This window comes from Microbacterium sp. Z6_144 (genome assembly GCF_057197625.1).
In genome coordinates this window covers 307,496-330,805 of sequence record NZ_JBXVPT010000002.1, presented here as the reverse complement: position 1 = coordinate 330,805, position 23,310 = coordinate 307,496, and the positions used below count along the sequence as shown (strand labels likewise).

Genomic DNA, 23,310 nt, shown 5'->3' with positions numbered 1-23,310 from the left:
CGCTAGCAACAAACGTCATCGCGGGGCCCGTCTGCTCGCTACTCTGGTGCGATGACGACGCCGCGCACGGGAATCGAACAGGTCCGTGCCGGAAACCTCGGTCGCCTCCTCCGCCGCGTGCACGTCAGCGGCCCCGCCTCCCGGGCCACCCTGACGGCCGAGCTCGCTCTGAACCGCTCGACGATCGCTGACCTCGTCGCGGAGCTGGTCGCCCTCGGTCTCATCCGCGAGGGCGCCCCGAGCCCCGAGCGCCGCGTCGGGCGGCCCTCCCCCATGGTGCAGACGCACCCGGATGTGATCGCCATCGCCGTCAACCCGGAGGTGGATGCGCTCGAGATCGCCGCGGTGCGCCTGGACCGCTCGATCCCGATCCGCGAACGCGTTGAGATGGACCACCTCCTCTCGCCCGAGGAGACGACCGATCTCGTGCGCGCGCACATCGACACGTGGCTCTCCGGCCCCCTCGCCGGCGCGGCCGTGACCGCCGTGGGCGTCGCCGTCCCGGGTCTCGTCCGGGAGGCGGACGGGGTCGTGCGCACCGCCCCCCACCTCGGGTGGACCGACGCTCCCCTGCGCACCATGATCGCCGAGGCCACGGGCGTGCCGGCCGTCGTGGGCAACGACGCGAGCCTCGGCGTGCTGGCCGAGCACCGCTTCGGGGCGGCACACGGGATCGACGACGTCGTGTATCTCAACGGCGGGGCCAGCGGCATTGGCGGCGGTCTCATCGTGCAGGGCATGGCCGTGTCCGGCGCGGGCGGGTACTCCGGTGAATTCGGGCAGAACCGCCCGGGCATCGTCTCCGACAGCGACCGCCGCGCTCCCGGTGGCGTCCTGGAGGACGAGGTCAGCCGTTCGCGGCTGCTCGAGGCCGTCGGCCTCGCCTCGGCGGACGAACCGACCCTCGGTGCGGTGCTCGCCGCCTCGACATCCTCGGCCGTGGCCGCCGAGATCGCCCGGCAGCGGCGCATCCTCGCCACCGCCCTCGCCAACGCCGTCAACGTCCTCAATCCGTCCGTCATCGTCCTGGGGGGCTTCCTCGCGACGATCGCAGGCCTCGACCTGCCCGCCCTGACCGGAGCAGTGGCCGCACAAGCCATGCCTGCCAACTCCGAAGGCCTCGACATCCGCGTGGCGTCGCTGGCCGCCGACCGCCTCCTCATCGGCGCCGCCGAAGCCGCCTTCGAACCGCTCCTGGACGATCCGGCCGCCGCAGCACCGCGGAGAGCGGTCGCTACACCCGCCGGCTGAACCCGGCAAGCCCTTCGCCGCACACCCGCCCCGCGCAAGAGTAGGGGGATGAGCGATCCGACTCTCCCTCCCGGCTCCCCCTCCGCGCCCGGTATGCCCGGGCCCGCCCCCGGCATGCCGAGCCCGACCCCGGGCGGTCCCCCCGCAGAACCGCCGGCCCCGTACCCGGACGAGCCGCTCGCCCCCACCCCCGATGAGCCGACCCTGCCGCTACCGGACGGCCCGGGCCGCACCCTCGCCTGACCCGCGGCACGCATGACGGCGTCATCCGCTCTGCCCGCTCCGCCCGCACGGGCGGGCGGGCGGAGCGGATCAGCGCCGGCGCGGGCGGCGCGGGACGAGTTCCCCGTCGACGACGTCGATGGGGGTCAGCCCGGCGAATGCGTCATCGGCGCTCGAGGTCCCCTCTGTGGCGTCGTCTCCGCCGGGGGCTCCAGGGCCTGGGCGTGCACTCACGGTTCTCCTCCTTCAGACTCCTCCAGGCTCGCAAGGGCCGGTGCGTAGCGCATCCCCTTGACAGTCCCGCGAGGGCGGGCGTATCCCGTGCGAGGCGGGCGAGAACGCTAGGGTGGTCGCCATGGGCACCATCTACTACGGCGGATCCGGCGCACCTATTCAGATCGAGGACCGCGCCCTGGCGCATCTGAAGGTCGTCATCGCGACGAAGCTGCGCCGCGGCGAGAGCTTCACCGTCTCCTGGCGCCACCCCCAGGATCAGCCGCCGGGACGCAGCACGCTGTGGCTGCACCCCTCGATCCCGCTGCGTTTCGTGTTCGACGACCCGGTGGCCCCCGCACTCAGTCGCGAGTGGATCGAGGAGCTCGCCGCCTCCGCGAACTCGACGGGCGGCATCATGCTCGTCTCGGAGCACTTCGACCTCGCGGCGCCGGAGCGCAGCGACAAGTCCTGAGCGGCGTCAGCCCTCTTCGACGAAGGAGTCCTCGGAGGGCTCCGGAACGATCGTGAGGCCGCTCGGGCCGCTCGCGACCAGCATCAGCTCTTCCACCCACGCGCGGTTGATCCGCGGGGCTCGGCTGCCGAAGAAGTGGAACTGGATGGGCACAGCAGGGTGCATCCAGTAGCTGCGCCGGCCGCTGCCGTCACCGACCTCGACGTCGAACATGAACGACTCCGAGCGGCGGAGCTTGTTCATCACGACGATGCGGAGGTGTGCGAGGGTGCGGTCATCGATGTCGACGGAGTTCGGCATCGTGTCGTAGATGAATCTGCCCATGCGCCGAGCCTAGCGTCCCGACGTGCGCGCGCCTGCCGACCGGTATGGGCACCCGCCCCGGAACGCAAGCCCTCCCGGCCTGCGGGCGCGGCACCGTAACGTGGAGGCGTGGGAACGATCTTCTATGGCGACTCGGCTACACCGATCGAGATCGAGGACCGGGCGCTGGCTCACCTGAAGGTGGTGATCGCGACCAAGCTGCGCAGAGGCGAGAGCTTCACGCTGTCGTGGACGCACCCCGATGGCCAGGAACCCGGGCGGAGCACGGTGTGGCTGCATCCCTCGATCCCGCTGCGCTTCGTCTTCGACGACCCGGAGCCGGCGATGCTCAGCCGCGCGTGGATCGAGGAACTGGCGAACTCGGCGAACTCGTCCGGGGGGCTCATGCTCGTCGGCGAACCGCCCGAGCAGCGTCCCTCCTGAGGTCAGAGCAGGTCGAGGATCTCGCGCACACCGGCTTCCACCGCCGTGGGTACCACGAGGGGGCGCCCGGCCGTGAAGGCATCCCATTCGCGCAGCAGGATGGTCTCGATGCGTGCCGACGCCACGCCGGGGTAATCGCCGCAGAGACGCTCGACGACGGCGGTGAACGACGCGACTTCGACGCCTTCGATCTCGAGCACGGCGCCCTCGGTCGGACCCCCGCCCGGGGCCGCGTCTACCGGCTCGTCGTCCATGCGCTCATCGTTTCACGGCGGTCCGGCAAATGCGAATACTCTGCGCTCGGGGAGCGCACCTGCCTAGCGATCGCCCGGCGCTCGTCCGATGGCGAGTTCGATGGGCGCCTCCGGGGCGTCGCCCGCGACGTGCGCGTCGACCTGGTCGACGGCCTCCTGGAGCCGAGTGAGGGTCTCCACGACGATCGCGCTCTCCTCCGGCGACATGTCGACGACGGCCGCCATCATCCGTTCGTGCATCTTGCCGAGCGTGGCTCGCACCTCCGCGTCGGACTCCTTGGTCGCCACGACGAGGATGCTGCGGCGATCGGAGGGGTGCGGAACCCGGGTGACGTGACCCGACTTCTCGAGGCGGTCGATGATCGCGGTGGTGGAGGCGGTGGAGACGCCGAGATACCGCGTCAGCTCGCTCGGTGACACCGAGCGGCCCTCGCCGGAGGCGCGGAGAAGGTAGCGGAGGACGAGCAGTTCGTTCTCACCCATCGACATCGACTCGCGCGTCCGGCGGCGCATCGCGATCTCGGCCGCACGGTACACGCGGAACGCCTGCAGTACCTCTACCGCGCGCTCACGGCGGTCCTCTTCCGTCCCGCCGTACCAGTAGCGCGACGACTCGCCCCGCGTTTCTTCCACGTCGGGCATCCTATGCCAGGGCATGTACCGCCCGTCCACCCCGATCGGAGTTTGCCGTCGCACGGGCACCGGGGGGTACGATGTGCTGCATCGCTCGGCTATTTGCTCGGTTCGGGAGTATCTCGCTCCGCTAGGTGATAGCCGCGAAGGGGGTGTCGTGAGGCAGACCGCGTCGGCGGATGACGTCGTGAAGGCGCTGGACGGATTGTCCGGCGTGGAGAAGTCGGTGGATCGCGTCACTCTGCACGCGCTGGGTATCGGACCCAATGACGCGCGCGTGCTCCGCCACCTGATCGAGCTGGAGGCCGGCGGCGGGGAGGCCACCCCGCGGAGCCTCTCGGCACTGCTGGGCATTTCGTCCGCTGCCACCACGGCACTGATAGACCGTCTCGTTCAGGCCGGATGGGCCGAACGGGAACCGCACCCGCAGGATCGGCGAAGCATCATCGTCAGATCCACGGTGCCGGCCGGTTCCCCTGCGCGCCGGCTGCTCGCCGTGCGGCGAGTGGCGGTATCGGTCGCTGCCGCCCGGCTGGGGGCTCAGGAGCGACGCACGGTGGTCGAGTTCCTCGACGACCTCCACCGCGCCGAGGAGCATTACCTCGACGAGGTGAGCGGAACCGTCGGGTCGGAGGCACCGCGCGCACAATAGCTCGCGGCGATAGCGCGCCGTGCGGCGCGGGGTCAACCCGCTGCGCCCCGCGGCCCCGATCGGCGATCGTCGATGCGGGAGGAGCTGCATGCACACACCGCGCGCATGGATCGGGACATCGGGGTGGAGCTACCCGCACTGGCGAGGTGTGCTCTACGAGCCCGGCACCCGTGACCAACTCGCCCGGTACGTGCGGGAGTTCGACACCGTCGAACTGAACACGAGCTTCTACCGGTGGCCGCGGCCGGAGCGACTGGCGGCCTGGCGCGACCGGCTCCCGCCCGGGTTCCAGCTGGCCGTCAAAGCGCCGCGCGGGGTCACGCACGCGCGCAGCCTCACGCTCACACCGGAGTGGCAGGAGCGGATCGCGCTCGGCCTGGCGGCCGTGGGCGATCGGCGCGGTCCGTTCCTGGCCCAGCTCCCCCCCAAGGCCGAGCGCGACGACGCGCGCCTCGCGGCCTTTCTGGAGGGGCTTCCCCCGGACTCCCGCCCCGTCGTGGAGTTGCGGCACCCGTCATGGGTGGATGAGGAGGTGTTCCAGCTGCTCGAGCGGCACGGGGCGGCGTACTGCGTGATGAGCGGCGCGGGTCTCCCGTGCGTGCTGAGGGCCACCGCATCCTTCGTCTACGTGCGCCTGCACGGTCCGGATGACACGCTCTACAACGGGTCGTACAGTCCCGACGCGATCGCGTGGTGGACCGACCGCATTCGTGAGTGGCTGGGTGAGGGGCTCGACGTGTACGCCTACTTCAACAACGACCTGGGCGGCAACGCCGTCCGTGATGCCCGCGCGCTGCGCGACGCGCTGGCCTGAGCGCGCGGCGTTGTCACGGCCTCACGTCCCGGCGTTCGCGGTGAAGGCATGGAGACGCTCGATCAGTTCGGCAAGCGCCTCTTCGTCCCGCACCAGACCGATGCGGATGTAGCCGCGTCCGCCCGGGCCGAAACCGTCGCCGGGGGCGACGGCGACCCGCTGCTCCTCGCGCAGGCGCCCGGCGAAGGCCACCGCATCCCCGCCGCCGGGGACGCGCACCCACACGAAGAAGCTCCCGTCAGGAGCTGCGACCTCCCACCCGATCCGGCGAAGGCCCGCGACGACGACGTTCCGGCGACGCTGGTACATCGCCACGAGGTCCGCGACCGCCGACTGGTCGCCCTCCAGCGCCGCGGCGGCGGCTTCCTGAGTGGCGCCGAACAGGGTGCTGAACGCGTGGGCCTGGTACCGCGACATGGCGGCGATGATCGACGCGTTACCCGCGGCGTATCCCACGCGCCATCCGGCCATGCTGTAGCTCTTCGAGAGCGTCTGCACCTCGACGGTGACCTCATGCGCGCGGTCGACGGCCAGGGCCGACAGCGGCCGTCGCCCGTCGAACCCGAGAGAGGAGTACGCGAAGTCGTGCACGAAGGCCGCGCCCGTGCGGTGGGCGAAGGCGGCCGCCTCTTCGAAGGTCTGCGGCACCGCCAGCGCGCCCGTGGGGTTGTTCGGATAGTTCAGCAGCAGCACCGACGCGTCGCTCAGCCCCGCCAAGGCGGCGAAGTCCGGTTGGTAGGCCGGCGCGGGAAGAGGAAGCGGCACCAGCTGCGCACCGGCCAGGCCCGTCGCCGACGTGTAGAGCGGATAGCCCGGATCGGGGAGGACGACGGTGCTCCCCGGATCGGCGAGCGCCATGACGGCGCCGAGAAGGGCCTCGTGGGAGCCGTGGGAGACCACGACCTCCGCATCCGGGTCGACCTCGACGCCGTGGTCCTCGCGGTACCGGCGGGCGATCGCGCGCCGGAACGACGGCCGGCCGGCGTAGGACGGATAACGGTGATTGACCGGATCCGCCACTTCGCGCTGCATCGCCGCGACGATGTGTTCGGGGGTGGGGACATCCGGGTTGCCCTTGGACACGTCGATCATCGCCGGCCCGGGCTGGGCGGAGAGCCGCGCGATCTCCCGGTCCATCCCGCCCCAGAAATTCTGCGGAAGGTCACTCACCCGCCTGGCGGGGCGATAGTCGACCACGCTCACCTCCGCCCGACGCGCCGAGCGACGGCGGAACCGACCATCTGGATGCCCTGGACCAGCACGACCAGGGTGATCACGGTGGCCACCATCGCGAAGCCGTCGTAGCGCTGGTAGCCGTACGACAATGCCAGATCGCCGATGCCGCCCGCCCCGACGGTGCCGGCCATGGCCGTCGCGTCGATCAGGCCGACCGTCGCGATGGTCACCGCCAGGATGAGCGAACCGCGCGCCTCGGGCAGGAGGAACCGCCAGAAGATCTGCAGGGGCGAGGCACCCATGGCGCGCGCCGCCTCGATCACGCCGCGCGGCACCTCGAGCAGCGAGTTCTCCACCAGCCGGCCGATGTAGGGGGCGATCATCACGGTCAGCGGCACGATGGCCGCCCACACGCCGATGCTGGTGCCCACGAGGAATCTCGTGAAGGGGAGGATCGCCACCAGCAGGATGATGAAGGGCAGCGAGCGGACGAGGTTGACGAGGATTCCCAGCACGAGGTGCACGGCCCGGTGGGGCAGCACCCCGCCGGGCCGGGTCAAGGCCAGCACCGTGCCGATGACGATCCCGAGGATCGAACCCAGGACGAGGGCCACCCCGAGCATCTGCAGCGTCTCGCCGAGCGCCTTCAGATAGATGTCGGGCGTGATGAGGGTCCAGCGGTCGCCGGTCATGCGTTCACGTCCTCGAGGTGGATGACGCGCTCGGCGAGGTAGGTGCGCGCTCGTCGCACGCGGTCGGGGTCGCCGGTGACCTGAACGATCATCTGCCCCACGGTGTGGTCCTGGATCTCGGTCATGTCGGCGTGCAGCATGTTGACCGATACGTCCAGGTCGCGGATGAGATCGGACACCAGCGGCTGCGTGACCTCCGCGTCCAGGAGCAGGAGGCGCCACAGGCCGCCGGCGCCGAGGTGGTCCACCACCCGGCGGGGCAGGTCCTGCGGGACCACGGTGGACACGAAGTCGCGCGTGATGGCCTCGCGGGGATGCAGGAACGTGTCGAGCACCGCGCCCTGTTCGACCACGCGCCCCTCGGCCATCACCGCGACCGAATGGGCGAGGTCTTTGATGACGTCCATCTCGTGCGTGACGACGAGGATGGTGGTGCCGTACTCGCGGTTGATGTCGCGCAGCAGGTCGATGATCTGCACCGTGGTGGTCGGGTCCAGCGCGCTGGTGGCTTCGTCCGAGAGCAGGATGCGGGGATTGCGCACCAGCGCGCGGGCGATGCCGACGCGCTGCTTCTGTCCTCCGGAGAGCTCCCCGGCGAAGCTGTCGGCTTTCCCCCCGAGCCCGACGAAGTCGAGCACCTCCTCCGCGCGGGCGCGGGCGGCGGGCTTGCCGACACCGTCCAACCGCAGGGGCAGCGCGACGTTGTCGCGCACGCGGACGGTCTCGAGCAGGTTGAACTGCTGGAAGATCATCCCGGTGTGCTTCTGCGCGTCACGCAATCCGCGGCCGCGCAGCGCCCCCATGTCGACGCCGTCCACGACGACGCGACCGGTGGTGGGCCGCTCCAGCCCGTTCACCATCCGGATGAGGGTGGATTTCCCCGCCCCGCTGTAGCCGATCACCCCGAAGATCGCCCCCTCGGCGACCTCGAGGGAGACGCCGCGAAGGGCCGCGGTGTCGGCGGCCCTTCCCGGAAACGTCTTGGATACGTCGTCGAAGACGATCGTCCCCGATCCGGCGGAGCTCACTCGAACCATGCGGGCAGGTTGTATCCGTCGTACGGCGCGTTCGAGGTGATGTACTCGACGAACTCGGGCGACTCGTAGGCGGCCTTGATCGCCTGGGCCCAGTCGGATTCGACGTCGGCGCCGCGCACGGTGACGACGTTGGAGAACTCGACCGGCTGATCTTCCACCGCGAGCGCGTCGTCGTAGTCGAGGCCGCCGGCGATGATGAAGTTGCCCTGGATGGTGGCGTAGTCCACGTCCTGCAGCGCGGGGACCTGCTGCGCGTTCTCGATCGCGGTGATGTTCAGATTGTGCGGGTTGTCGGTGATGATCGACAGGTCGGCGGTGTTCGGATCTTCCACGTCGTCGAAGTCGATCCATCCGAGGTCGCGGAGGATCAGCAGCCCCCGGTAGAGGTTCGAGGGAGCGTTGGGCACGCTGATGGTCGATCCGTCGGCGACGTCGTCGATGGAGGTCTTCTTCCCTCCGAACAGGCCCATCCGGGGGGTGGGGATCTGGACGAGCGCCGCGTTGTCGAGGCCCTCCTGGGCGTTGACGAAGTCGAGATAGACGGGGTGCTGCATGATGTTCGCGTCGATCTCACCCGAGTCCACGGCCACGTTCACGACGATGCCGTCGGTGAAGTCCACCGTCTCGACGGTGTAGCCGTCGTCCTCGAGGATCGGCACGATCCCGTCCTGGAACATCTCCAGGTACGGCCCGGGGTTGAATCCGACGGTGATGTCGGTCTTGTCGGCGTCGCCCGCGCCGTCACCCGGCGACGTCGAGGCACCGGCGCATCCGGTCAGCAGAAGAGCAAGGGCCGCGGTTCCGGCCAGCAGAGTGCGGGGAATGCGCATGGGAGTCCTCTTTCGCTGTGCAAGGGATGCGGCCGCCTCCGCGACGCGTCGGGTCCGCGTCACTGCCGCCCCGCCACCGTAGAACGGCCGCGCGCATCCCCCGATTCGCCTCGTCATACGATGCAACAATCCCGCGCCTTGAGGACCGGGCGGGCGTTGCCGGATGTCCACAACGCCCACCCCCGGCCGCGGGCCCAGGTCGCGTCATCCAGTGCCATCTCCCGCCGGAAGACGCCTCGTGCTGACGCGGGGAGGAACGTCCACGGGGGCACCGTGTCGCACGCCGGATCCCCCCACGCCCGCGCGCAGCCGAAGTCCAGCACCGCGGCCAACCGGCCCTCGCGGATGAGCAGATTGGCTGCGGCGACATCGCCGTGCACCCATCCTTCGCCCCAGCGGAGTGGCCCCGCCGGCGGAGTCGGCCCACGAGGGGCCGGCCCCGGGGGCGTCAGCCGGCCGAGCGGCCGGTCTTGTCCTGGAGGCGGTCGATCTGCTCGGAGGCCTCGGCCTTGGTGATGTCGGCCGGGATCTCCTCCCCCGCCTCGCGCGCGAGGGTGTCGAGGTAGCTGCGCTGCGGCGCGGTCATCGGCTCGTCACCGGTGACCCACGTCGAGGGGTCCTTCTCGACGGGGTTGTTGCTGTTCTCGGTCGCGCCGAGCATCTCTCGTTCGTCGTTTCCATCAGACATGCGTTCGATGGTAGGTGCTCCCCCCGACACGGCGACGGGCCTTGACTGGGGCAGGCACCCGTGCGAGCCGTGCTCGTCACAGACCGATGCGCTCGAGGAAGCCGTTCGAGAACGTGCCGTGCGGATCCAGCGAGCGGCGGAGCGAGCGGAAGCTCTCCCACTGCGGATACAACTGCGGGAGGCGCCCGGCGGCAGCATCCAGGTCGAACACCTTGCCCCAGTGCGGTCGCGCGGAGAACGGCTCGAGCGCGTCTTCGATCCGCGGCAGCAGCTTCTCGACCTCCGGTTGGCGCGGCTCCCATGTGAAGTGGATGCCCACGACATCACGCCCCGCCGCGGGCGAGAGCCACAGGTCGTCGGCGGCGACCGTGCGCACCTCGGACACCAGCAGGAGCGGTGCGATCGCACTCGCGAGCGACCGGATGGCGCGGAGGGCGCCGGCCGCGTGTTCGCGGGGGACGAGGTACTCCGACTGCAGTTCGTCGCCGTTGGACGGGGTGAACTCCAGCTTGAAGTGCGGAAGGCGCGCGAGCCAGGGCCCGGGCACCCCCAGCTGGTCGGTGCAGTGCTCGGGGTCCACACCGGGCAGCGGGTGCCGCTTGCCCGTGGCGGCCCGCGCACCCAGGACGCTGTCCGGGGCGGGGCTCGCCCCGTCTGCACGGCGCTTGACCCACAACTGGTCGACCACGTCCGGGTCGCGCCATGTCGTGAACATCGACACGCTGTACCCGAGCGCCGTCACCGCGTCGTAGTCCTCCAGCGCCGCGTCCAGCGGCAGCTGCTCGTAAACGGTCTGCGCGATCTCGAAAGTCGGCACGATGTCGAGCTCGACGGCGGTCACGATCCCCAGCGCGCCGAGGGAGACCACCATCCCGGGAAACCCGTCATCCCCGCGGCGGAACGTGCGCGCCTCGCCGTCGGCGAGCACCAGGTCCACGGCGGCCACGGCCGAGGCCAGCGAGCCGACCGCGTCTCCCGACCCGTGCGTTCCGGTGGCCACGGCGCCCGCGAGCGAGATGTGCGGGAGCGAGGCGAGGTTGGTGAGCGCCCAGCCGGCGCGCTCGAGTTCGGCGGCGAGGTCGCCGTACCGCAGGCCGGCCGAGGCGCGGACGATCCCGCGGTCGCTGTCGATCGAGACCTCTCGGGGGAGTTCGGTCACCGAGATCGCCACGCCCTGGGTGTCGGCGACGGTGTTGAAGCTGTGGCGGCTGCCGAGCGCCTTGACCCGCTCGGCGCCGCGTACTGCGGCGGCGATGTCGGCGAGGGACGCGGGGGCGATCGTCTCGGCCGCGGAATAGACGAGGTTGCCCGCCCAGTTCGTGCGCACGGTGCTCACCTCCGCCCTTCCCCGACCGTCACTTCGGCCGCGAATGCGCCGGCCGGAAGGTCGACCTCGGCTGCGGCAGCATCCGTGCTCACGCGGTAGGTGCCCGCGAAGCCCGACACGGCGACGATTCCGTTGTCATCCGCCACCGCGCGCGTAGGTGGCGTCCACCATTCGCCCCGGATGAGGTCGTGCAGGGCGTCGTACGAGGGTTTGCGGGAGCCGTCGGCCCGCAGGAGCCCCGCCGGTGCCCCCAGCCAGGCGCCGGCGTCGGTGATTCCCCAATACGTCAGGGATTCGACGGCCGGATGCGCGAGCACGTTCCGGTAGTGACGCACCACCTCCTCGGCCTGCCGCGCCTCCCCCTCAGCGGTGGACGGCCACTCCGCCACCACGTAGTCGTTGAGGTCGTCGATGTCCTGGGGCATCAGCGCCCCCGAGAGCAGCGTCGTCTCCGTCACCTGGATGGGAAGCCCGAAGCGCGAGAACCGCTGGAGCACTTCGCTGATCTTCTCCTCGCCGCGGTACCCCTGGTGCATGTGCGTCTGCACGCCGATCGCGTCGATGCTCACCCCCGCATCAAGGCTCTCGGCGATGAGCTGCTCGTAATCCGCCGACCAGTCGAAGTCGTTGAGCACGAGCCGCGCGTCCGGGTTCGCCGCGCGTGCCTCCTCGAAGGCCATCCGCACCATGCCGAGGCGCCCCTTGGTCTGCGCGAGGCGCGTCACGGCGTTCTGTTCGGCGGTGAAGATCGGCAGGATCACGGCTTCGTTGATGGCATCCCACAGATCGACCGTGCCGGCGAACCCGGTCACGACCGTACGGATGCGCTCTCGGATCGCCCCCTCGACCTCCCGGTCGTCGAGCTCGAGCAACCACGCCGGGGCGAGCGTGTGCCACACGAGCGGGTGGCCCTTGACGCTCACGCCGCGGTCGCGGAACCACTGCGCCGTGCGCCGCAGCCGATCGGCGTCGGTGTGCCCGGGGACCGGCTCGAACCCGCGCCAGTAGAACGGCAGGGTCACAGCGTTGAAGAGCTCCAGGTACGCCTCGGCGAGCACCTCCGGGTCGACGGAGGCCGCTCCGCCGAAGACCTGCGAGTCACCGACCGGGCCAGAGGGGGGCGGACCGGCGATCCACTCGATGAGGTCGAAGCCGATGTTGCCGAATCCGAAGGCGTGCCCGGCCTGCTCGATCGTCACGGGGACTCCGGCCAGCGGGGCGCCGTCGGGATCGGTGAGGCGGAGCCGCGCCTCGCTCGTGCGGAAACGGAGGTCGGGCATGCGCGGTCTCCTTCGATCGGATCGGCTGTGATGCGCCGGGGTACCGCTTTCAGCGTACGTCCCCGCCCCCAGCCCGGCACTGCCGCCGCATCCTGTTCAAAACTCAGGAGATCCGCGCCCGGAAGCGGCCGGCAGCGACACCGGCACGGCGTGTCTCCTGAGTTTTGAACCGAACGGCGGGGCGAAGGCCGAGCGGCGCACCCCGCCGCACCCCTCGCGCCCGGAGCCGGCATCACCGCCGCATCCTGTTCAAAACTCAGGAGATCCGTGCCCGGAAGCGGCCTGCAGCGACACCGGCACGGCGTGTCTCCTGAGTTTTGAACAGAACGGAAGGGCGAAGGCCGAGCAGCGCACCCCGCCGCATCCGTCGCGCCCGGAGCCGGCATCACCGCCGCATTTTGTTCAAAACTCAGGAGATCCGCGCCCGGAAGCGGCCGGCAGCGACACCGGCACGGCGTGTCTCCTGAGTTTTGAACAGAACGGAAGGGCGAAGGCCGAGCAGCGCACCGGGGCGGGTCAGCCCGCCATCACCTGCGCGCGCCACGCCGTGACCGCGGTCGCGACCGCCCGGGTGTGCGCCCACGGCATCTCCGGGACCTCCCGGCGGCCCTCCGCGAGCGCCCGGCTGACCGCGTCCGCTTCGGCGGCCATCGGCTGGACCGGCCGCACCTCGTGGACCGTCGCCTCGCCCTCCGCGGGCCGGACGATGATCGTGGTGGGGCTCTGGGCCCGCCCTCCCCACGCGTCGGGGAGTTCGATCGCGCCGCCGGAACACCGGATGACCGCCGACCCGGGCAGATCGCGGACGATCGAGGTCGCCACCAGCCCTTCGCAGCCGCCGAAGCTGATCGTGGCGGTCGCGCTCGTGTCCACCCCGTGCGCGATCTCGCCCCACGCCCGGGTCACGGCGATGCGATCCTCCGAGACAGCGCCGGTGGCGAAGGCCGCCTCCACCGCCAGCGACACCGGGTAGCACCCGACGTCCAGGATCGCGCCGCCGCCGAGAGCGGGGTCGAACAGGCGGCCCGTGCGGTCGCCCGCCTCGAATCCGAAGGCGGCCTCGACCTGAAGGGGCCGACCCACCGCGCCGTCGGCCAGCACGGCGCGCAGCGCGTCCGCCCAGGGCCCGAAGCGATTCTTGAAGGCCTCCACGAACGGACGATCGGCCGCCTCCGCAGCGGCGAGGATGCGCGCGACCTCGGTGTCGGTGGGACTCGCGGGCTTTTCGCACAGCACCGCCTTGCCCGCCTCAAGGGAGCGGATCGCCAGCTCGGCGTGCGTCGTGTGCACGGTGCCGATGTACACCGCGTCGATGTCCGGCCTCGCGAGCACGTCGTCGTAGCTTCCCGCGAACGCCGCTCCCGCGTCGGCGGCGAAGCGCGCGGCGCGCGCGGGGTCGGAGCTGCCCACCGCGGCCAGCATCCCGTGCCGGGAGGCGCGGAGGCCGGCCAGGAAGTCGCGGCTGATGGCCCCGGGCCCGAGGATCGCCCATCGCGTGATTCTGCTGGTCACCGTGCCGATGCTAGCCCGGGCCTCCCCCACGGCGCTGGGCGCAGCATCCGTCACGCCGGCTCGGCCGAAGTCCGGTCCTCCTCCGCGCGGGCGCGGCGCTTCTCACGGGCGGCCGCGATCGACGTGCCGACGGCGTAGACGAACAGCCCGCCCGCCACGATCGCGATCACCAGGGTACGGTTCGGGCCGTTGAAGACGTTGTTGACCCAGCCGAGCAGGGGGATGCTGTACCAGAGGGTGCCGCGGATCTGCACGGCCTGCACGGGGTTGGGGTCGGGGGCGTCGTTGTTGTCGCCCTTCGTGATGAACGTCAGCTCACCGTTCTCGTAGGTCTTCGACACCACGCGGTGGCTGACGACGGCGGCGTGTCCCGATTCGATCTGGTACGTGATGACGTCGCCGACCCGGATCTCGTCCGCCGGCGTGGGGCGGATCACCACGAGGGTGCCCGGAGGAAGGCGGGGCTCCATCGACTGGGTGAGCACGGTCATGGCAGTGCCGCCGAACAGCGCGGGGATCCCGATGACGGCCGCGGCCACCGCGAGCAGCAGCACGAGGACCGACGCGCTCAGCGAGACTGCGAGGTAGTGCCTGAGGCTGTGCTGGCGTGCTGACGTGCGCTCGGCCGTGCGCAGGGCGCGGCGCGAGGGGGTAGGGCTCGCCGTTGGCGTGACGTTCATCAGCAATTGAGCGACGGCAGCAGCCACGAACTGTTGCGGCTGACAGTGACAGGCGGGCTCTGAACGGCGGTGCTGCCCGAGAACGTGTCCTTCGCCTCGACGGCGAGGGAGCGTGTGGTGCCACGCTCGAACGCACCCACATCGAGACTCACGGAGGCGGAGGCCGCGTCGACGGTCACGGCGGCGACGTCTGCGCCGGTGGCCGTATCGATGACGCGGTAGGCCACGGGCGATCCGGCGAAGCGGTTCGACGGCGCGCTCCATTTCAGCGTGACCCCGCTGTTCAACCAGTTTTTCGTGCAGCTGATGGCGCCCGATGAGGCGATGCGCCAGACGCTCTGGGTGATGGGGGGCGCCGAAGCAGTCGCCTTCCAGTTGGTGCCGACGGCACCGGTCACGGCGAAGGTGGCCGTCGCGCTCTGGCCCTGAAGGGCGGCGTTCGACGCCGTCGCGTCGCCGGTGACCTTGGTCGCCAGGCAGACGATCGCCGTGGCACCCGGCTGGATGGTGCGGGCCGCCTGCGGCAGAGCAGGGGCGGGGTCGGCAAGGGTGGTCGTGATGACGCCCGAGCTCGGCGGCGTGGCGCTGCAGGTGCCCGTCCAAAGCATCAGCGCCGTCTTCTGCGCGAGCGCGGCGCTGCCGGTCACCGTGGTGGCCAGGCCGTAGGTGAGCGGAGCCCGTCCGGTGTTGACGATGGTGAGCGTGCCGTCCACCGCGGTGGAGGTCGTGCCGGCGTAGCGGTAGGACGTGTTGAGCTTGCCGCCCTGGGCCACCGTCGTGCCGACCGTGACCGAGGAGGCGCCGGCCGACACCGTCGCACTCGTGATCCACACCGCGGCAGCGGCCCCACCGCTGGCCAGCGCGACGAACGTCGCGATGGCGATGATCGGGGCCAGAAGGCGGCGACGGGTCATGGGCGAACCTGGGTTCCGGTGACAGTGAGGGACAGGGCGGTGGCCGCGGCTCCGGCCGCTGCGGCCGGGGCGGCAGCGGGCAGTCCCACACCGATGCAGAGGGTGACCGTCGCTCCCGGGGCCAGCGTGGTGCCGAGGGCGGCGGCGGTTCCGAGAGGAGTGGTCGCCGTGGGCGTCACTTTACCCGCCGTGCAGTTCGCCGCGGAGGGGGTGGACGCCGCCGAAACGGTGAGCGCGGAGGTGAACGCCGTCGGAGTGCCGGCCGCGGTGGTCGCCTGCAGCGAGAGGGCGAGAGGCGTCGTGCCCTCGTTGCGCACCGTGCTCGTGCCGTACACGGTCTTGCCGGGGTAGAGGTCGGCGGCCGTGAGCGAGAGCGGGGTGAGCGAGAGGGCGGCCGAGCCGGCCTGGACCGTTGCGGGGGCCGCAGCAGAAGCGCTGCTGGCCCACACCGCGAAGGTTCCGCCGCCGGCGATGACTCCGAGGACGATCGCACCCGCCGTGCCCAGCGCGGCCAGAAGCATCCGCACCGGCGCTGATGCGCGGTGCTTCTGCTCTGCGCGGCGTGCGGCGCGGGTGGGGTGCGTGTTCATCGTGGGTCCTCATCGGAGGTGGGCGTCAGCGGCCCACCCGTCGGGGTGGCTGGTGGGTTACGCGGTGGCCTGGGTCAGCGTGACGGTGAGGTCGCTGAGGCTGACGGCGCCGTTCATGGCGTTGTTGTTGCCGCCGACAGTGTCGCCGTAGGGGAAGGTGATGGTGACCGTGACGGTGACGTCCTCGTCCACGACGCCCGCGGCGGGTGCGACGGTGTAGGTCGGGCCGGTGCCGGTGATGCCCTCGCCGCTCGCGGTCAGCGTGGCGGTGGAGACGAGGTAGCCGGCGAGCGCCTGGTCGGCGGCGTCGGTGACATCGGCAGCGACGATCGATCCGCCGGTGAGGCCCAGAGTGGCCTGGATGCTGTCGCCTTCTGCGCTGACCGACATGGTCTTGGTGTAGGTCAGGGTGTCGCCCGGAGCGATGGAGTAGCCGGCGAGCGCGATCGGCGAGCCGTTGGCGGTCCACTCTCCCGCGGTCCCGGTGTCTTCGACGACCATGTTGCCGGAGGCGACGGTGGCGCCCGACGTCGTGGCCGAGGCGTTCCAGCTGGCGAAGGTGCCGGCTCCACCGAGGAGGAGGGTGACACCGGCGGCGGCGGCGATCGAGGCCTTGACGAAGTTCTTCATGGGAGTGTCCTTCCGCGGCGTCCGCCGCTGGTCTGAGAGTGAGTGTCGAGGCCGTGTTCCGATCCGGTGGACCGCTGCCTTCCGACATTCATCAGTCTGCGACGGTGACCGCAACGTTCCGCCCCGCTAAGCGACAGGGGCTGCACAGCGTTGCCTGAAGGCCATTCCAGCGAGCACGAGACAACCTCAACGCCAGCGCAAGACGCCCACAGGTTTCGCATAGGAGCGCTCCCATGAGGTGCCCGCCGAGCGGAATGCACGGCCATGGGCCCGCTCGCTAGGCGGATTGGTTCCGCACCCGGACACTCCGGGCGGGCCGGCCTGCCCGCCACCGACCGCGCGGCCTCACAGACGCGCCCAAGCCGTACAGCGGGCGGGATCGGGCGACCCGGCGCTGCTGCGGTCAGCGCGTGCTGAAGGCGGCGTCGAAGGCGGCCGTGGGTGCGTCAAACAGGTTCGCCTTCACGAAGGCGAGGGCCTCGGGCGCGCCGGTCAGGCGGTCCATCCCGGCATCCTCCCACTCCACGGAGATGGGGCCGTCGTACCCGATGCTGTTGAGCGCGCGGAACGACGCCTCCCACGGCACGTCCCCCCGGCCGGTGGAGACGAAGTCCCACCCGCGGCGGAGGTCGGCCCACGCGAGGTGCGATCCGAGCCGTCCGTTGCGTCCGTTGCCGACGTTGAGCTTCACGTCCTTGCAGTCCACGTGGTAGATCCGGTCGCGGAACTCCAGGATGAAGTCCACCGGATTCAGCTGCTGCCACACGAAATGCGACGGATCCCAGTTGAGACCGAACGCCTCACGGTGTCCGATCGCCTCGAGCGTGCGGACCGTCGTCCAGTAGTCGTAGGCGATCTCGCTCGGGTGCACCTCGTGGGCGAAGCGCACGCCCACCTCGTCGAACACGTCCAGGATCGGATTCCACCGGTCGGCGAAGTCCTGGTAGCCGGCGTCGACGGCGTCCTGGGAGACGGGCGGGAACATCGCGACGTACTTCCAGATGGACGAGCCGGTGAAGCCGACGACCGTCTTCACCCCGAGCTTCGCCGCAAGGCGGGCGGTGTGCTTCATCTCCTCGGCGGCGCGCTGACGCACGCCCTCCGGGTCGCCGTCTCCCCATACGCGGTCGCTGAGGATGTCGCGGTGGCGCTGGTCGATCGGGTCGTCGCAGACGGCCTGGCCCTTGAGGTGGTTGGAGATGGCCCACACCTTCAGCCCGTACCGCTCGAGGACCTCGAGCTTTCCCGCGACGTACGCGTCGTCGTCCCAGCGCCAGGGGTCGAGGTGGTCGCCCCAGCAGGCGATCTCCAGCCCGTCGTAGCCCCACTCCGATGCCAGGCGTGCCACCTCTTCGAAGGGGAGGTCGGCCCACTGGCCGGTGAACAGGGTGATCGGTCGCGTCATCGCGGGTGTCCTTCCGGTGAGTTGGATGCTGTCGTCAGCCGCCGACGGGTGTCCACGCGCTCCCGGCGTCCGAGCTGCGCTCGACCGCGTCCAGCACCCGCTGCACGTGCAGTCCGTCGGCGAACGAGGGCCGCGGCTGACGGCCGTCGGAAATCGCGACGACGAAGTCATACGCCTGGTGGGAGAATCCGTGCTCGTAGCCGAGCATATGACCGGTCGGCCACCAGACGCCCAGGTAGGGGTGGTCGGCCTCGGTGACGAGGATGCGGCGGAAACCCTGCTCGGTCGCCGGCAGGGTCGCGTCGTAGAACTCCAGCTCGTTGAGGCGCTCCAGGTCGAACGCGATCGCCCCGAGCGAGCCGGAGATCTCCAGCCGCAGCGCGTTCTTGCGCCCGGTGCGAAAGCGCGTCGCCTCGAACGAGGCCAGGGCACCGGAGTCGAGCCGTCCGGTGAACAGCGCGAGGTCGTCCACGGTCACGGGCCCGCGTTCTCCGGACGCCGTTCCGGATAGTCCGACGCCGTGCTCCAGGAGCGGACGCTCGCCGACGATGGTCTCGAGGATGCCCGAGACGGTCGTCACCGTCTGACCCGTGATGAACTCGGTGAGATCGATCGCGTGGGCACCGATGTCGCCGAGCGCGCCCGAACCGGCCAGTTCCTTGTTCAGTCGCCAGGTCAGCGGGGCCTCGGCGTCGCTCAGCCAGTCCTGCAGGTACTCCGCGCGCACCTGGCGGATCTCCCCGATGCGCCCTGCCGCCACCAGGTCGCGGGCGAAGGTGGTCGCCGGCACGCGGCGATAGGTGAATCCGACCATCGAGCGGACACCCCGCTCGGCCGCCCGCTCTGCCGCGGCGGCCATCGCCTCCGCCTCCGCGACGGTGTTGGCCAGCGGCTTCTCGCACAGCACGTGCTTGCCCGCCTCGAGCGCGGCCAGCGCGATCTCGGCGTGGGTGTCGCCGGGAGTGACGATGTCGACGATGTCGATGTCGTCGCGGGCGATCACGTCCCGCCAGTCGGTCGCGCCTTCGGACCACCCCCACTTGGCGGCGGATGCAGCGGGGTCGGTGCGCCCGACGACGACGGCCATCTCGACCTCGTGCGGAAAGGGGAAGAATCGCGGCGCGACCCGCCAGCCCTGCGAATGAGCGGCACCCATGAAGCCGTGGCCGATCATGGCGATGCGGAGCTTGTTCGTCAACGCAGGTCCTTCCGGGGGTCGTAGGGTGGGGCGGCGTCGGTGATCGACGGCCGCCCCACCCCGAGAGTGCGGTCTACTCGAACGACAGGTCGATGAAATCGGCGACGTTCTCCCTCGTGACGACGGGGGCGTCGAGCACGATGCGGTTCGGGACGCTGGGCGTCACGATGTCACCCATCGTCTTACTCTGCGCGATGAGGCGGGCGAGCGCCACGCCGTCGGCGGCCTGCGTCGAGGGGTAGATGACGGTCGCCTTCAGCACCGTGTCGTCGGCGTCGATGGCCTCCATCGCGCTGCGGCTCCCCGCGCCGCCCATCATGAAGAACTCGTCGCGACCGGACGCATCGATCGCTGCGAGCACGCCGATCCCCTGGTCATCGTCGTGGTTCCAGATGGCGTCGATCTGCGGGTTGGCCGAAAGCAGCTGGGATGCGGCGGTTTCGCCGCCCGCGACGGTGAAGTCGGCGGCAACGCGCGCGGAGACCTGGAGACCGCAGTCCTCCAGCGAGTCCGCAAAGCCCTGCGACCGATCCTGCGTGAGGGGCAGAGCGTCGATGCCGGCGATCTCCGCCACCACCGCGTCGGGGTTGTCGCCGAGCTGCTCGCAGATGTAGGTGCCGGCGCTGACGCCCATGCCGTAGTTGTCGCCGAGGACGGTCGTGCGTGCGGCGAACGGGCTCGAGAATTCGCGGTCGACGTTGACGACCGGGATGCCGGCCTCCATCGCCTCGATGGCGATCTCGGTGAGCGCGGCGCCGTCGGTCGGCAGAAGCACGATGGCGTCGACGCCCTCATTGATGAAGGTCTCGACGGCCGCGATCTGGGCGATCGGGTCGTTGGTGCCCTCCGCCACGCGCAGTTCGACGTCGTCGAAGCTGTCGGCGGCGGCGGTCGCTCCGGAGTTGATGGCGCCGAGCCAGCCGTGGTCGGCAGCGGGACCGGAGAAGCCGATGACAACCGTGTCACCGGATTCCGCGTTCTCTTCGGTCGTGGTGCCTTGGTCGACCACGTTCTGTTCGTCCGCACCGCCGCCGGTGCAGCCGGCCAGTAGTGCGACAGCGGCGATGACCGACGTACCGGTGAGCACCAGGCGCGACCGCGCTTTCAGGTGTGAGCGCATGTTCTTCCTCCTTGAATGTGATGCAGCCTCTTGCGTCGCGAGGACGAAACCCGAGGGGGAAGCTGCCCGCACTCTGGAGTCCACGCTGACGCGTCTCACCGTAACAGAAGTGCGCTTCGACGTGTCATCTTTTGTTTTCTGCTCGTCATAAGTGATTGGCCTTGTCAAAGGCTGTTTTTCGACTGGCTGACGGGGTCATGGCTCCTCGCACGCCGCGCATCCGGCCGGGAAGGCGCCCTCGGCATCCGCTTTCTGTCGTGTTATGTTCGGTAGGTGATCAAAGATGACCATTCTTCGGCGTTACTCGCGGTCAAAGGCGTCACGAAGACCTTCGCCGGTGTTCGCGCTCTTCGCGGCGTCGACCTGGAGGTCGCCCCGGGTGAGGTGCACTGCGTGCTCGGACAGAACGGCGCGGGCAAATCGACCCTGATCAAGACGCTCGCCGGGGTGCACCGCCCTGATGACGGGGAGATCCGCTGGCTGGGCGAGCCGGTCCGGATCCCCACGCCGGAAGCCGCGATCGAGATGGGCATCGCCACGATGTACCAGGAGCTCGACGTCGTCGACGGCCTGACGGTCGCCGAGAACATCTTCCTCGGGCACGAACTGGCCAAGGGAGGGTTCACGAGGCGGTCCGAAGCGGCGAAGCAGACGCGCGCTCTGCTGGGGCGCCTCGGCCACAGCAGCCTCTCGCCGCACACCGAGGTGGGAACCCTCAGCGCCGCCAACAAGCAGATCGTGAGCATGGCGCGCGCACTGTCGCACGACATCAAGCTCATGATCATGGACGAGCCCTCCGCGGTCTTGGACTCGGAGGAGGTCAAGAACCTGTTCGCCGTCGTGCGGGAACTGACCGCGGCGGGGATCGCGGTGGTCTACATCACCCACCGGCTCGAGGAGATCCGCCAGATCGGCGACCGGATCACCGTGCTCAAGGACGGCAGGACCACGGCCACCGGGCTTCCCGTGGCCGATACCCCGACACGAGAGCTCATCCGGCTCATGACCGGTCGCGAGGTCGCGAACGTCTTCCCGCCCGCGACCCCTGTTCCACCGGATGCGCCGGTGATCCTCGAAGTCGAGAACCTCGGCCTTGCCGGCGTCTTCGACGACGTGACCTTCACCGTGCGCGCCGGCGAGATCGTGGGCCTCGCAGGGCTGGTGGGCTCGGGCCGCTCCGAGATTCTCGAGACGGTGTACGGCGCCCGCAGATCCACCGCGGGGTCCGTCCGCGTCGGTGGGGAAGCCCTCCGCCGCGGCTCGGTCGTCTCCGCGGTGCGCGCCGGCGTGGGGCTGTCGCCCGAAGAGCGCAAGAGCCAGGGACTCGTGCTCGACGAGCCGATCTTCGTCAACGTGACACTGTCGTCGGTCGCACGGTTCGCCAAGGCCGGATTCCTCGACGAGCGGGCGGAGCGCAGGGTCACGCGCGAGCAGATCGAGGCGCTTGAGCTGCGGCCCGCCGACCCCGACCGCCCTGCCGCCACGCTGTCGGGCGGCAATCAGCAGAAGATCCTCCTCGCTCGGTGGCTCGTGCACGGAACCCGGGTGCTGCTGCTGGACGAACCGACCCGCGGCGTCGACGTCGGCGCCCGCGCCGAGATCTATCAGCTCATCCGCCGCCTCGCCGCGGAGGGCAACGCGCTCGTGATCGTCTCCAGCGAGATCGAAGAGGTGCTGGGGCTGGCCGACACCGTCCTGGTCATCGCGGATGGGCGCGTCCTCACCACTCTTCCCGCCTCCCAGATCGATGAGCACGGCGTGCTCGATCTCGTCATGAAAGGAACCGCCGCGTGAGCGAGCAGACCCCCTCGGGGACCGGAGCCGGGCAGACGGCGACCGAACCGCCCCCCACCACGAGCACGACCGCGACCGAGCCGGTTCCCGCCTGGCGTCGCGTGCTGTCCGGCTCGGTCGGACGCAACCTCGGGCTCGTCCTCGCGCTGCTGATCCTCGTGATCGTGGGCGCGATCACGGCACCCGACACGTTCCTCAGCGTCAGCAACATCCTCACGATCCTTCGCGCGGCGTCGATCATCGGCGTCGTCGCCATCGGCATGACGCTCGTGATCATCGCCGGGGGCATCGATCTTTCCGTCGGCTCGGTCCTTGGACTGGCTTCGGTCGTCGCATCCCTCGCGGCCATCCAGGACCTGGCCGACAATCTCCACTGGATCGTCATGGTGCTCATCGCCCTCGCGGTGGGCCTGGGCGCGGGGCTGATCAACGGAGTCGTCATCGCCTACGGGAAGGTCGTGGCCTTCATGGCGACCCTCGCGATGCTCGTGGCGGCACGCGGTCTCGCGGAGATCCTCGCCGAGCGCCGGACGCTGCAGGTCGGGAACCGCGAGTTCATCACCTTCATGAACCTCGACATCGTGGGCGTCGACATGCTGATCTGGATCTTCGCGATCGTCGCCGCCCTCGGGTGGGTGCTGCTGAACCGCACCACCTTCGGCCGCCGCACGGTGGCGATCGGCGGCAACCGTGAGGCTGCTCGCCTGGCGGGCATCCCCGTCAAGCGCCACACGATGTGGCTGTACGCGATTCTGGGGCTGTGCGCCGGTATCGGAGGAGTCATGATCCTCGGCCGCACCACCGCGGGGACTTCCACGCACGGCATGCTCCTCGAACTGGACGTCATCGCGGCGGTCGTCGTCGGCGGCACGCTGCTCGCCGGCGGGCGCGGCACCATCACCGGTACGGTCTTCGGCGTCCTCATCTTCGGGACGCTCACCAACGTGTTCGTGCAGAACAACCTGTCCTCGTCGGTCCAGAACGTCGTGAAAGGCGTCATCATCGTCGTCGCGGTGCTCCTGCAGCAGCGCTTCTCGAGGCCGACAGGCAGGGGATGATCCGATCGCCCGGCCCCGCCGACTTATGATCGATCGGTGACATCGGGGCCATGGCATCCCTTCGAAACACCGGTGACGTCGTCCGGCAGGCGCCGACAGGGAACGAGAACAGGGTGGG

Annotated in this window: 28 protein-coding genes; 8 read left to right on the top strand and 20 right to left on the bottom strand. The window is 70.2% G+C overall.

Annotation, left to right across the window (positions count from 1 at the left end):
• The first annotated feature begins 51 nt into the window (after positions 1-51).
• The gene (locus AC2DGY_RS13715; RefSeq protein ID WP_484510311.1) at positions 52-1,251 is read left to right on the top strand and encodes an ROK family protein; all 1,200 of its coding nucleotides are present in this window, start codon (positions 52-54) and stop codon (positions 1,249-1,251) included.
• A gap of 48 nt (positions 1,252-1,299) precedes the next feature.
• The gene (locus AC2DGY_RS13710) at positions 1,300-1,494 is read left to right on the top strand and encodes a hypothetical protein (RefSeq protein ID WP_484510310.1); all 195 of its coding nucleotides are present in this window, start codon (positions 1,300-1,302) and stop codon (positions 1,492-1,494) included.
• 69 nt (positions 1,495-1,563) lie between these two features.
• Here the strand turns inward: AC2DGY_RS13710 and AC2DGY_RS13705 are convergent, their stop codons facing one another.
• Positions 1,564-1,707: a hypothetical protein gene (locus AC2DGY_RS13705; RefSeq protein WP_484510309.1), complete on the bottom strand. Its 144-nt coding sequence runs from the start codon at positions 1,705-1,707 to the stop codon at positions 1,564-1,566.
• Positions 1,708-1,828: 121 nt separating this feature from the next.
• Between AC2DGY_RS13705 and AC2DGY_RS13700 the strand changes: the two genes are divergently transcribed.
• Positions 1,829-2,161, top strand: coding sequence for a DUF7882 family protein (locus AC2DGY_RS13700; RefSeq protein WP_484510308.1), 333 nt, complete (start codon positions 1,829-1,831; stop codon positions 2,159-2,161).
• Positions 2,162-2,167: 6 nt separating this feature from the next.
• Here the strand turns inward: AC2DGY_RS13700 and AC2DGY_RS13695 are convergent, their stop codons facing one another.
• A complete protein-coding gene (locus AC2DGY_RS13695) occupies positions 2,168-2,485 on the bottom strand; it encodes a DUF7882 family protein (RefSeq protein ID WP_484510307.1) in 318 nt (105 codons plus the stop codon).
• 108 nt (positions 2,486-2,593) lie between these two features.
• On the opposite strand from AC2DGY_RS13695, the gene AC2DGY_RS13690 reads away from it, so the two are divergent.
• Positions 2,594-2,908 carry a DUF7882 family protein gene (locus tag AC2DGY_RS13690; RefSeq protein WP_484510306.1) on the top strand — a complete coding sequence of 105 codons (315 nt, stop codon included), beginning with the start codon at positions 2,594-2,596 and terminating at the stop codon, positions 2,906-2,908.
• 2 nt (positions 2,909-2,910) lie between these two features.
• On the opposite strand, the gene AC2DGY_RS13685 is transcribed toward AC2DGY_RS13690, so the two are convergent.
• Entirely contained in the window at positions 2,911-3,162 is a 252-nt protein-coding gene (locus tag AC2DGY_RS13685; RefSeq protein ID WP_484510305.1) for a hypothetical protein, read from the bottom strand.
• A 63-nt stretch (positions 3,163-3,225) separates the two neighbouring features.
• A complete protein-coding gene (locus AC2DGY_RS13680; RefSeq protein WP_484510304.1) occupies positions 3,226-3,795 on the bottom strand; it encodes a MarR family winged helix-turn-helix transcriptional regulator in 570 nt (189 codons plus the stop codon).
• 157 nt (positions 3,796-3,952) lie between these two features.
• Between AC2DGY_RS13680 and AC2DGY_RS13675 the strand changes: the two genes are divergently transcribed.
• Both AC2DGY_RS13675 and AC2DGY_RS13670 read left to right on the top strand, forming a co-directional pair.
• Entirely contained in the window at positions 3,953-4,447 is a 495-nt protein-coding gene (locus tag AC2DGY_RS13675) for a MarR family winged helix-turn-helix transcriptional regulator (protein WP_484510303.1), read from the top strand.
• 88 nt (positions 4,448-4,535) lie between these two features.
• Positions 4,536-5,261 carry a DUF72 domain-containing protein gene (locus AC2DGY_RS13670; protein WP_484510302.1) on the top strand — a complete coding sequence of 242 codons (726 nt, stop codon included), beginning with the start codon at positions 4,536-4,538 and terminating at the stop codon, positions 5,259-5,261.
• Between the two features lie 21 nt (positions 5,262-5,282).
• Here the strand turns inward: AC2DGY_RS13670 and AC2DGY_RS13665 are convergent, their stop codons facing one another.
• From AC2DGY_RS13665 to AC2DGY_RS13590, 16 genes are all read right to left on the bottom strand, one after another.
• Positions 5,283-6,458 (bottom strand): aminotransferase class I/II-fold pyridoxal phosphate-dependent enzyme, encoded by a 1,176-nt coding sequence (locus AC2DGY_RS13665; protein ID WP_484510301.1) that lies wholly within the window; start codon positions 6,456-6,458, stop codon positions 5,283-5,285.
• 2 nt (positions 6,459-6,460) lie between these two features.
• The gene (locus AC2DGY_RS13660; protein ID WP_484510300.1) at positions 6,461-7,129 is read right to left on the bottom strand and encodes a methionine ABC transporter permease; all 669 of its coding nucleotides are present in this window, start codon (positions 7,127-7,129) and stop codon (positions 6,461-6,463) included.
• Complete coding sequence (locus AC2DGY_RS13655) at positions 7,126-8,166, bottom strand: methionine ABC transporter ATP-binding protein (protein ID WP_484510299.1); 1,041 nt, start codon at positions 8,164-8,166, stop codon at positions 7,126-7,128. The genes AC2DGY_RS13660 and AC2DGY_RS13655 overlap by 4 nt, the downstream gene beginning before the upstream one ends.
• Positions 8,154-8,996, bottom strand: coding sequence for a MetQ/NlpA family ABC transporter substrate-binding protein (locus tag AC2DGY_RS13650; protein ID WP_484510298.1), 843 nt, complete (start codon positions 8,994-8,996; stop codon positions 8,154-8,156). Before AC2DGY_RS13650 ends, AC2DGY_RS13655 begins: the two co-directional genes overlap by 13 nt.
• A 113-nt stretch (positions 8,997-9,109) precedes the next feature.
• Complete coding sequence (locus AC2DGY_RS13645; protein WP_484510616.1) at positions 9,110-9,448, bottom strand: phosphotransferase; 339 nt, start codon at positions 9,446-9,448, stop codon at positions 9,110-9,112.
• Positions 9,445-9,684: a DUF3072 domain-containing protein gene (locus tag AC2DGY_RS13640; protein WP_484510297.1), complete on the bottom strand. Its 240-nt coding sequence runs from the start codon at positions 9,682-9,684 to the stop codon at positions 9,445-9,447. The genes AC2DGY_RS13645 and AC2DGY_RS13640 overlap by 4 nt, the downstream gene beginning before the upstream one ends.
• A gap of 76 nt (positions 9,685-9,760) precedes the next feature.
• Positions 9,761-11,020, bottom strand: coding sequence for a D-arabinono-1,4-lactone oxidase (locus AC2DGY_RS13635; RefSeq protein WP_484510296.1), 1,260 nt, complete (start codon positions 11,018-11,020; stop codon positions 9,761-9,763).
• A complete protein-coding gene (locus AC2DGY_RS13630) occupies positions 11,017-12,291 on the bottom strand; it encodes an endo-1,4-beta-xylanase (protein ID WP_484510295.1) in 1,275 nt (424 codons plus the stop codon). The genes AC2DGY_RS13635 and AC2DGY_RS13630 overlap by 4 nt, the downstream gene beginning before the upstream one ends.
• Positions 12,292-12,807: 516 nt before the next feature.
• Complete coding sequence (locus tag AC2DGY_RS13625; protein WP_484510294.1) at positions 12,808-13,803, bottom strand: Gfo/Idh/MocA family protein; 996 nt, start codon at positions 13,801-13,803, stop codon at positions 12,808-12,810.
• A gap of 50 nt (positions 13,804-13,853) precedes the next feature.
• Entirely contained in the window at positions 13,854-14,510 is a 657-nt protein-coding gene (locus tag AC2DGY_RS13620) for a signal peptidase I (protein ID WP_484510293.1), read from the bottom strand.
• Positions 14,483-15,397, bottom strand: coding sequence for a hypothetical protein (locus AC2DGY_RS13615; protein ID WP_484510292.1), 915 nt, complete (start codon positions 15,395-15,397; stop codon positions 14,483-14,485). The genes AC2DGY_RS13620 and AC2DGY_RS13615 overlap by 28 nt, the downstream gene beginning before the upstream one ends.
• Complete coding sequence (locus tag AC2DGY_RS13610) at positions 15,394-15,987, bottom strand: hypothetical protein (protein WP_484510291.1); 594 nt, start codon at positions 15,985-15,987, stop codon at positions 15,394-15,396. Before AC2DGY_RS13610 ends, AC2DGY_RS13615 begins: the two co-directional genes overlap by 4 nt.
• Positions 15,988-16,044: 57 nt before the next feature.
• Positions 16,045-16,617 carry an alternate-type signal peptide domain-containing protein gene (locus AC2DGY_RS13605; RefSeq protein WP_484510290.1) on the bottom strand — a complete coding sequence of 191 codons (573 nt, stop codon included), beginning with the start codon at positions 16,615-16,617 and terminating at the stop codon, positions 16,045-16,047.
• A 403-nt stretch (positions 16,618-17,020) separates the two neighbouring features.
• Positions 17,021-18,022, bottom strand: a complete 1,002-nt coding sequence (locus tag AC2DGY_RS13600) for a sugar phosphate isomerase/epimerase family protein (RefSeq protein WP_484510289.1) — start codon at positions 18,020-18,022, stop codon at positions 17,021-17,023.
• A gap of 34 nt (positions 18,023-18,056) precedes the next feature.
• Entirely contained in the window at positions 18,057-19,196 is a 1,140-nt protein-coding gene (locus AC2DGY_RS13595; RefSeq protein WP_484510615.1) for a Gfo/Idh/MocA family protein, read from the bottom strand.
• A 97-nt stretch (positions 19,197-19,293) separates the two neighbouring features.
• Entirely contained in the window at positions 19,294-20,340 is a 1,047-nt protein-coding gene (locus tag AC2DGY_RS13590; protein WP_484510288.1) for a substrate-binding domain-containing protein, read from the bottom strand.
• 273 nt (positions 20,341-20,613) lie between these two features.
• Between AC2DGY_RS13590 and AC2DGY_RS13585 the strand changes: the two genes are divergently transcribed.
• Both AC2DGY_RS13585 and AC2DGY_RS13580 read left to right on the top strand, forming a co-directional pair.
• A complete protein-coding gene (locus AC2DGY_RS13585) occupies positions 20,614-22,134 on the top strand; it encodes a sugar ABC transporter ATP-binding protein (RefSeq protein ID WP_484510287.1) in 1,521 nt (506 codons plus the stop codon).
• The gene (locus tag AC2DGY_RS13580) at positions 22,131-23,192 is read left to right on the top strand and encodes an ABC transporter permease (RefSeq protein ID WP_484510286.1); all 1,062 of its coding nucleotides are present in this window, start codon (positions 22,131-22,133) and stop codon (positions 23,190-23,192) included. The genes AC2DGY_RS13585 and AC2DGY_RS13580 overlap by 4 nt, the downstream gene beginning before the upstream one ends.
• Positions 23,193-23,310: the final 118 nt, after the last annotated feature.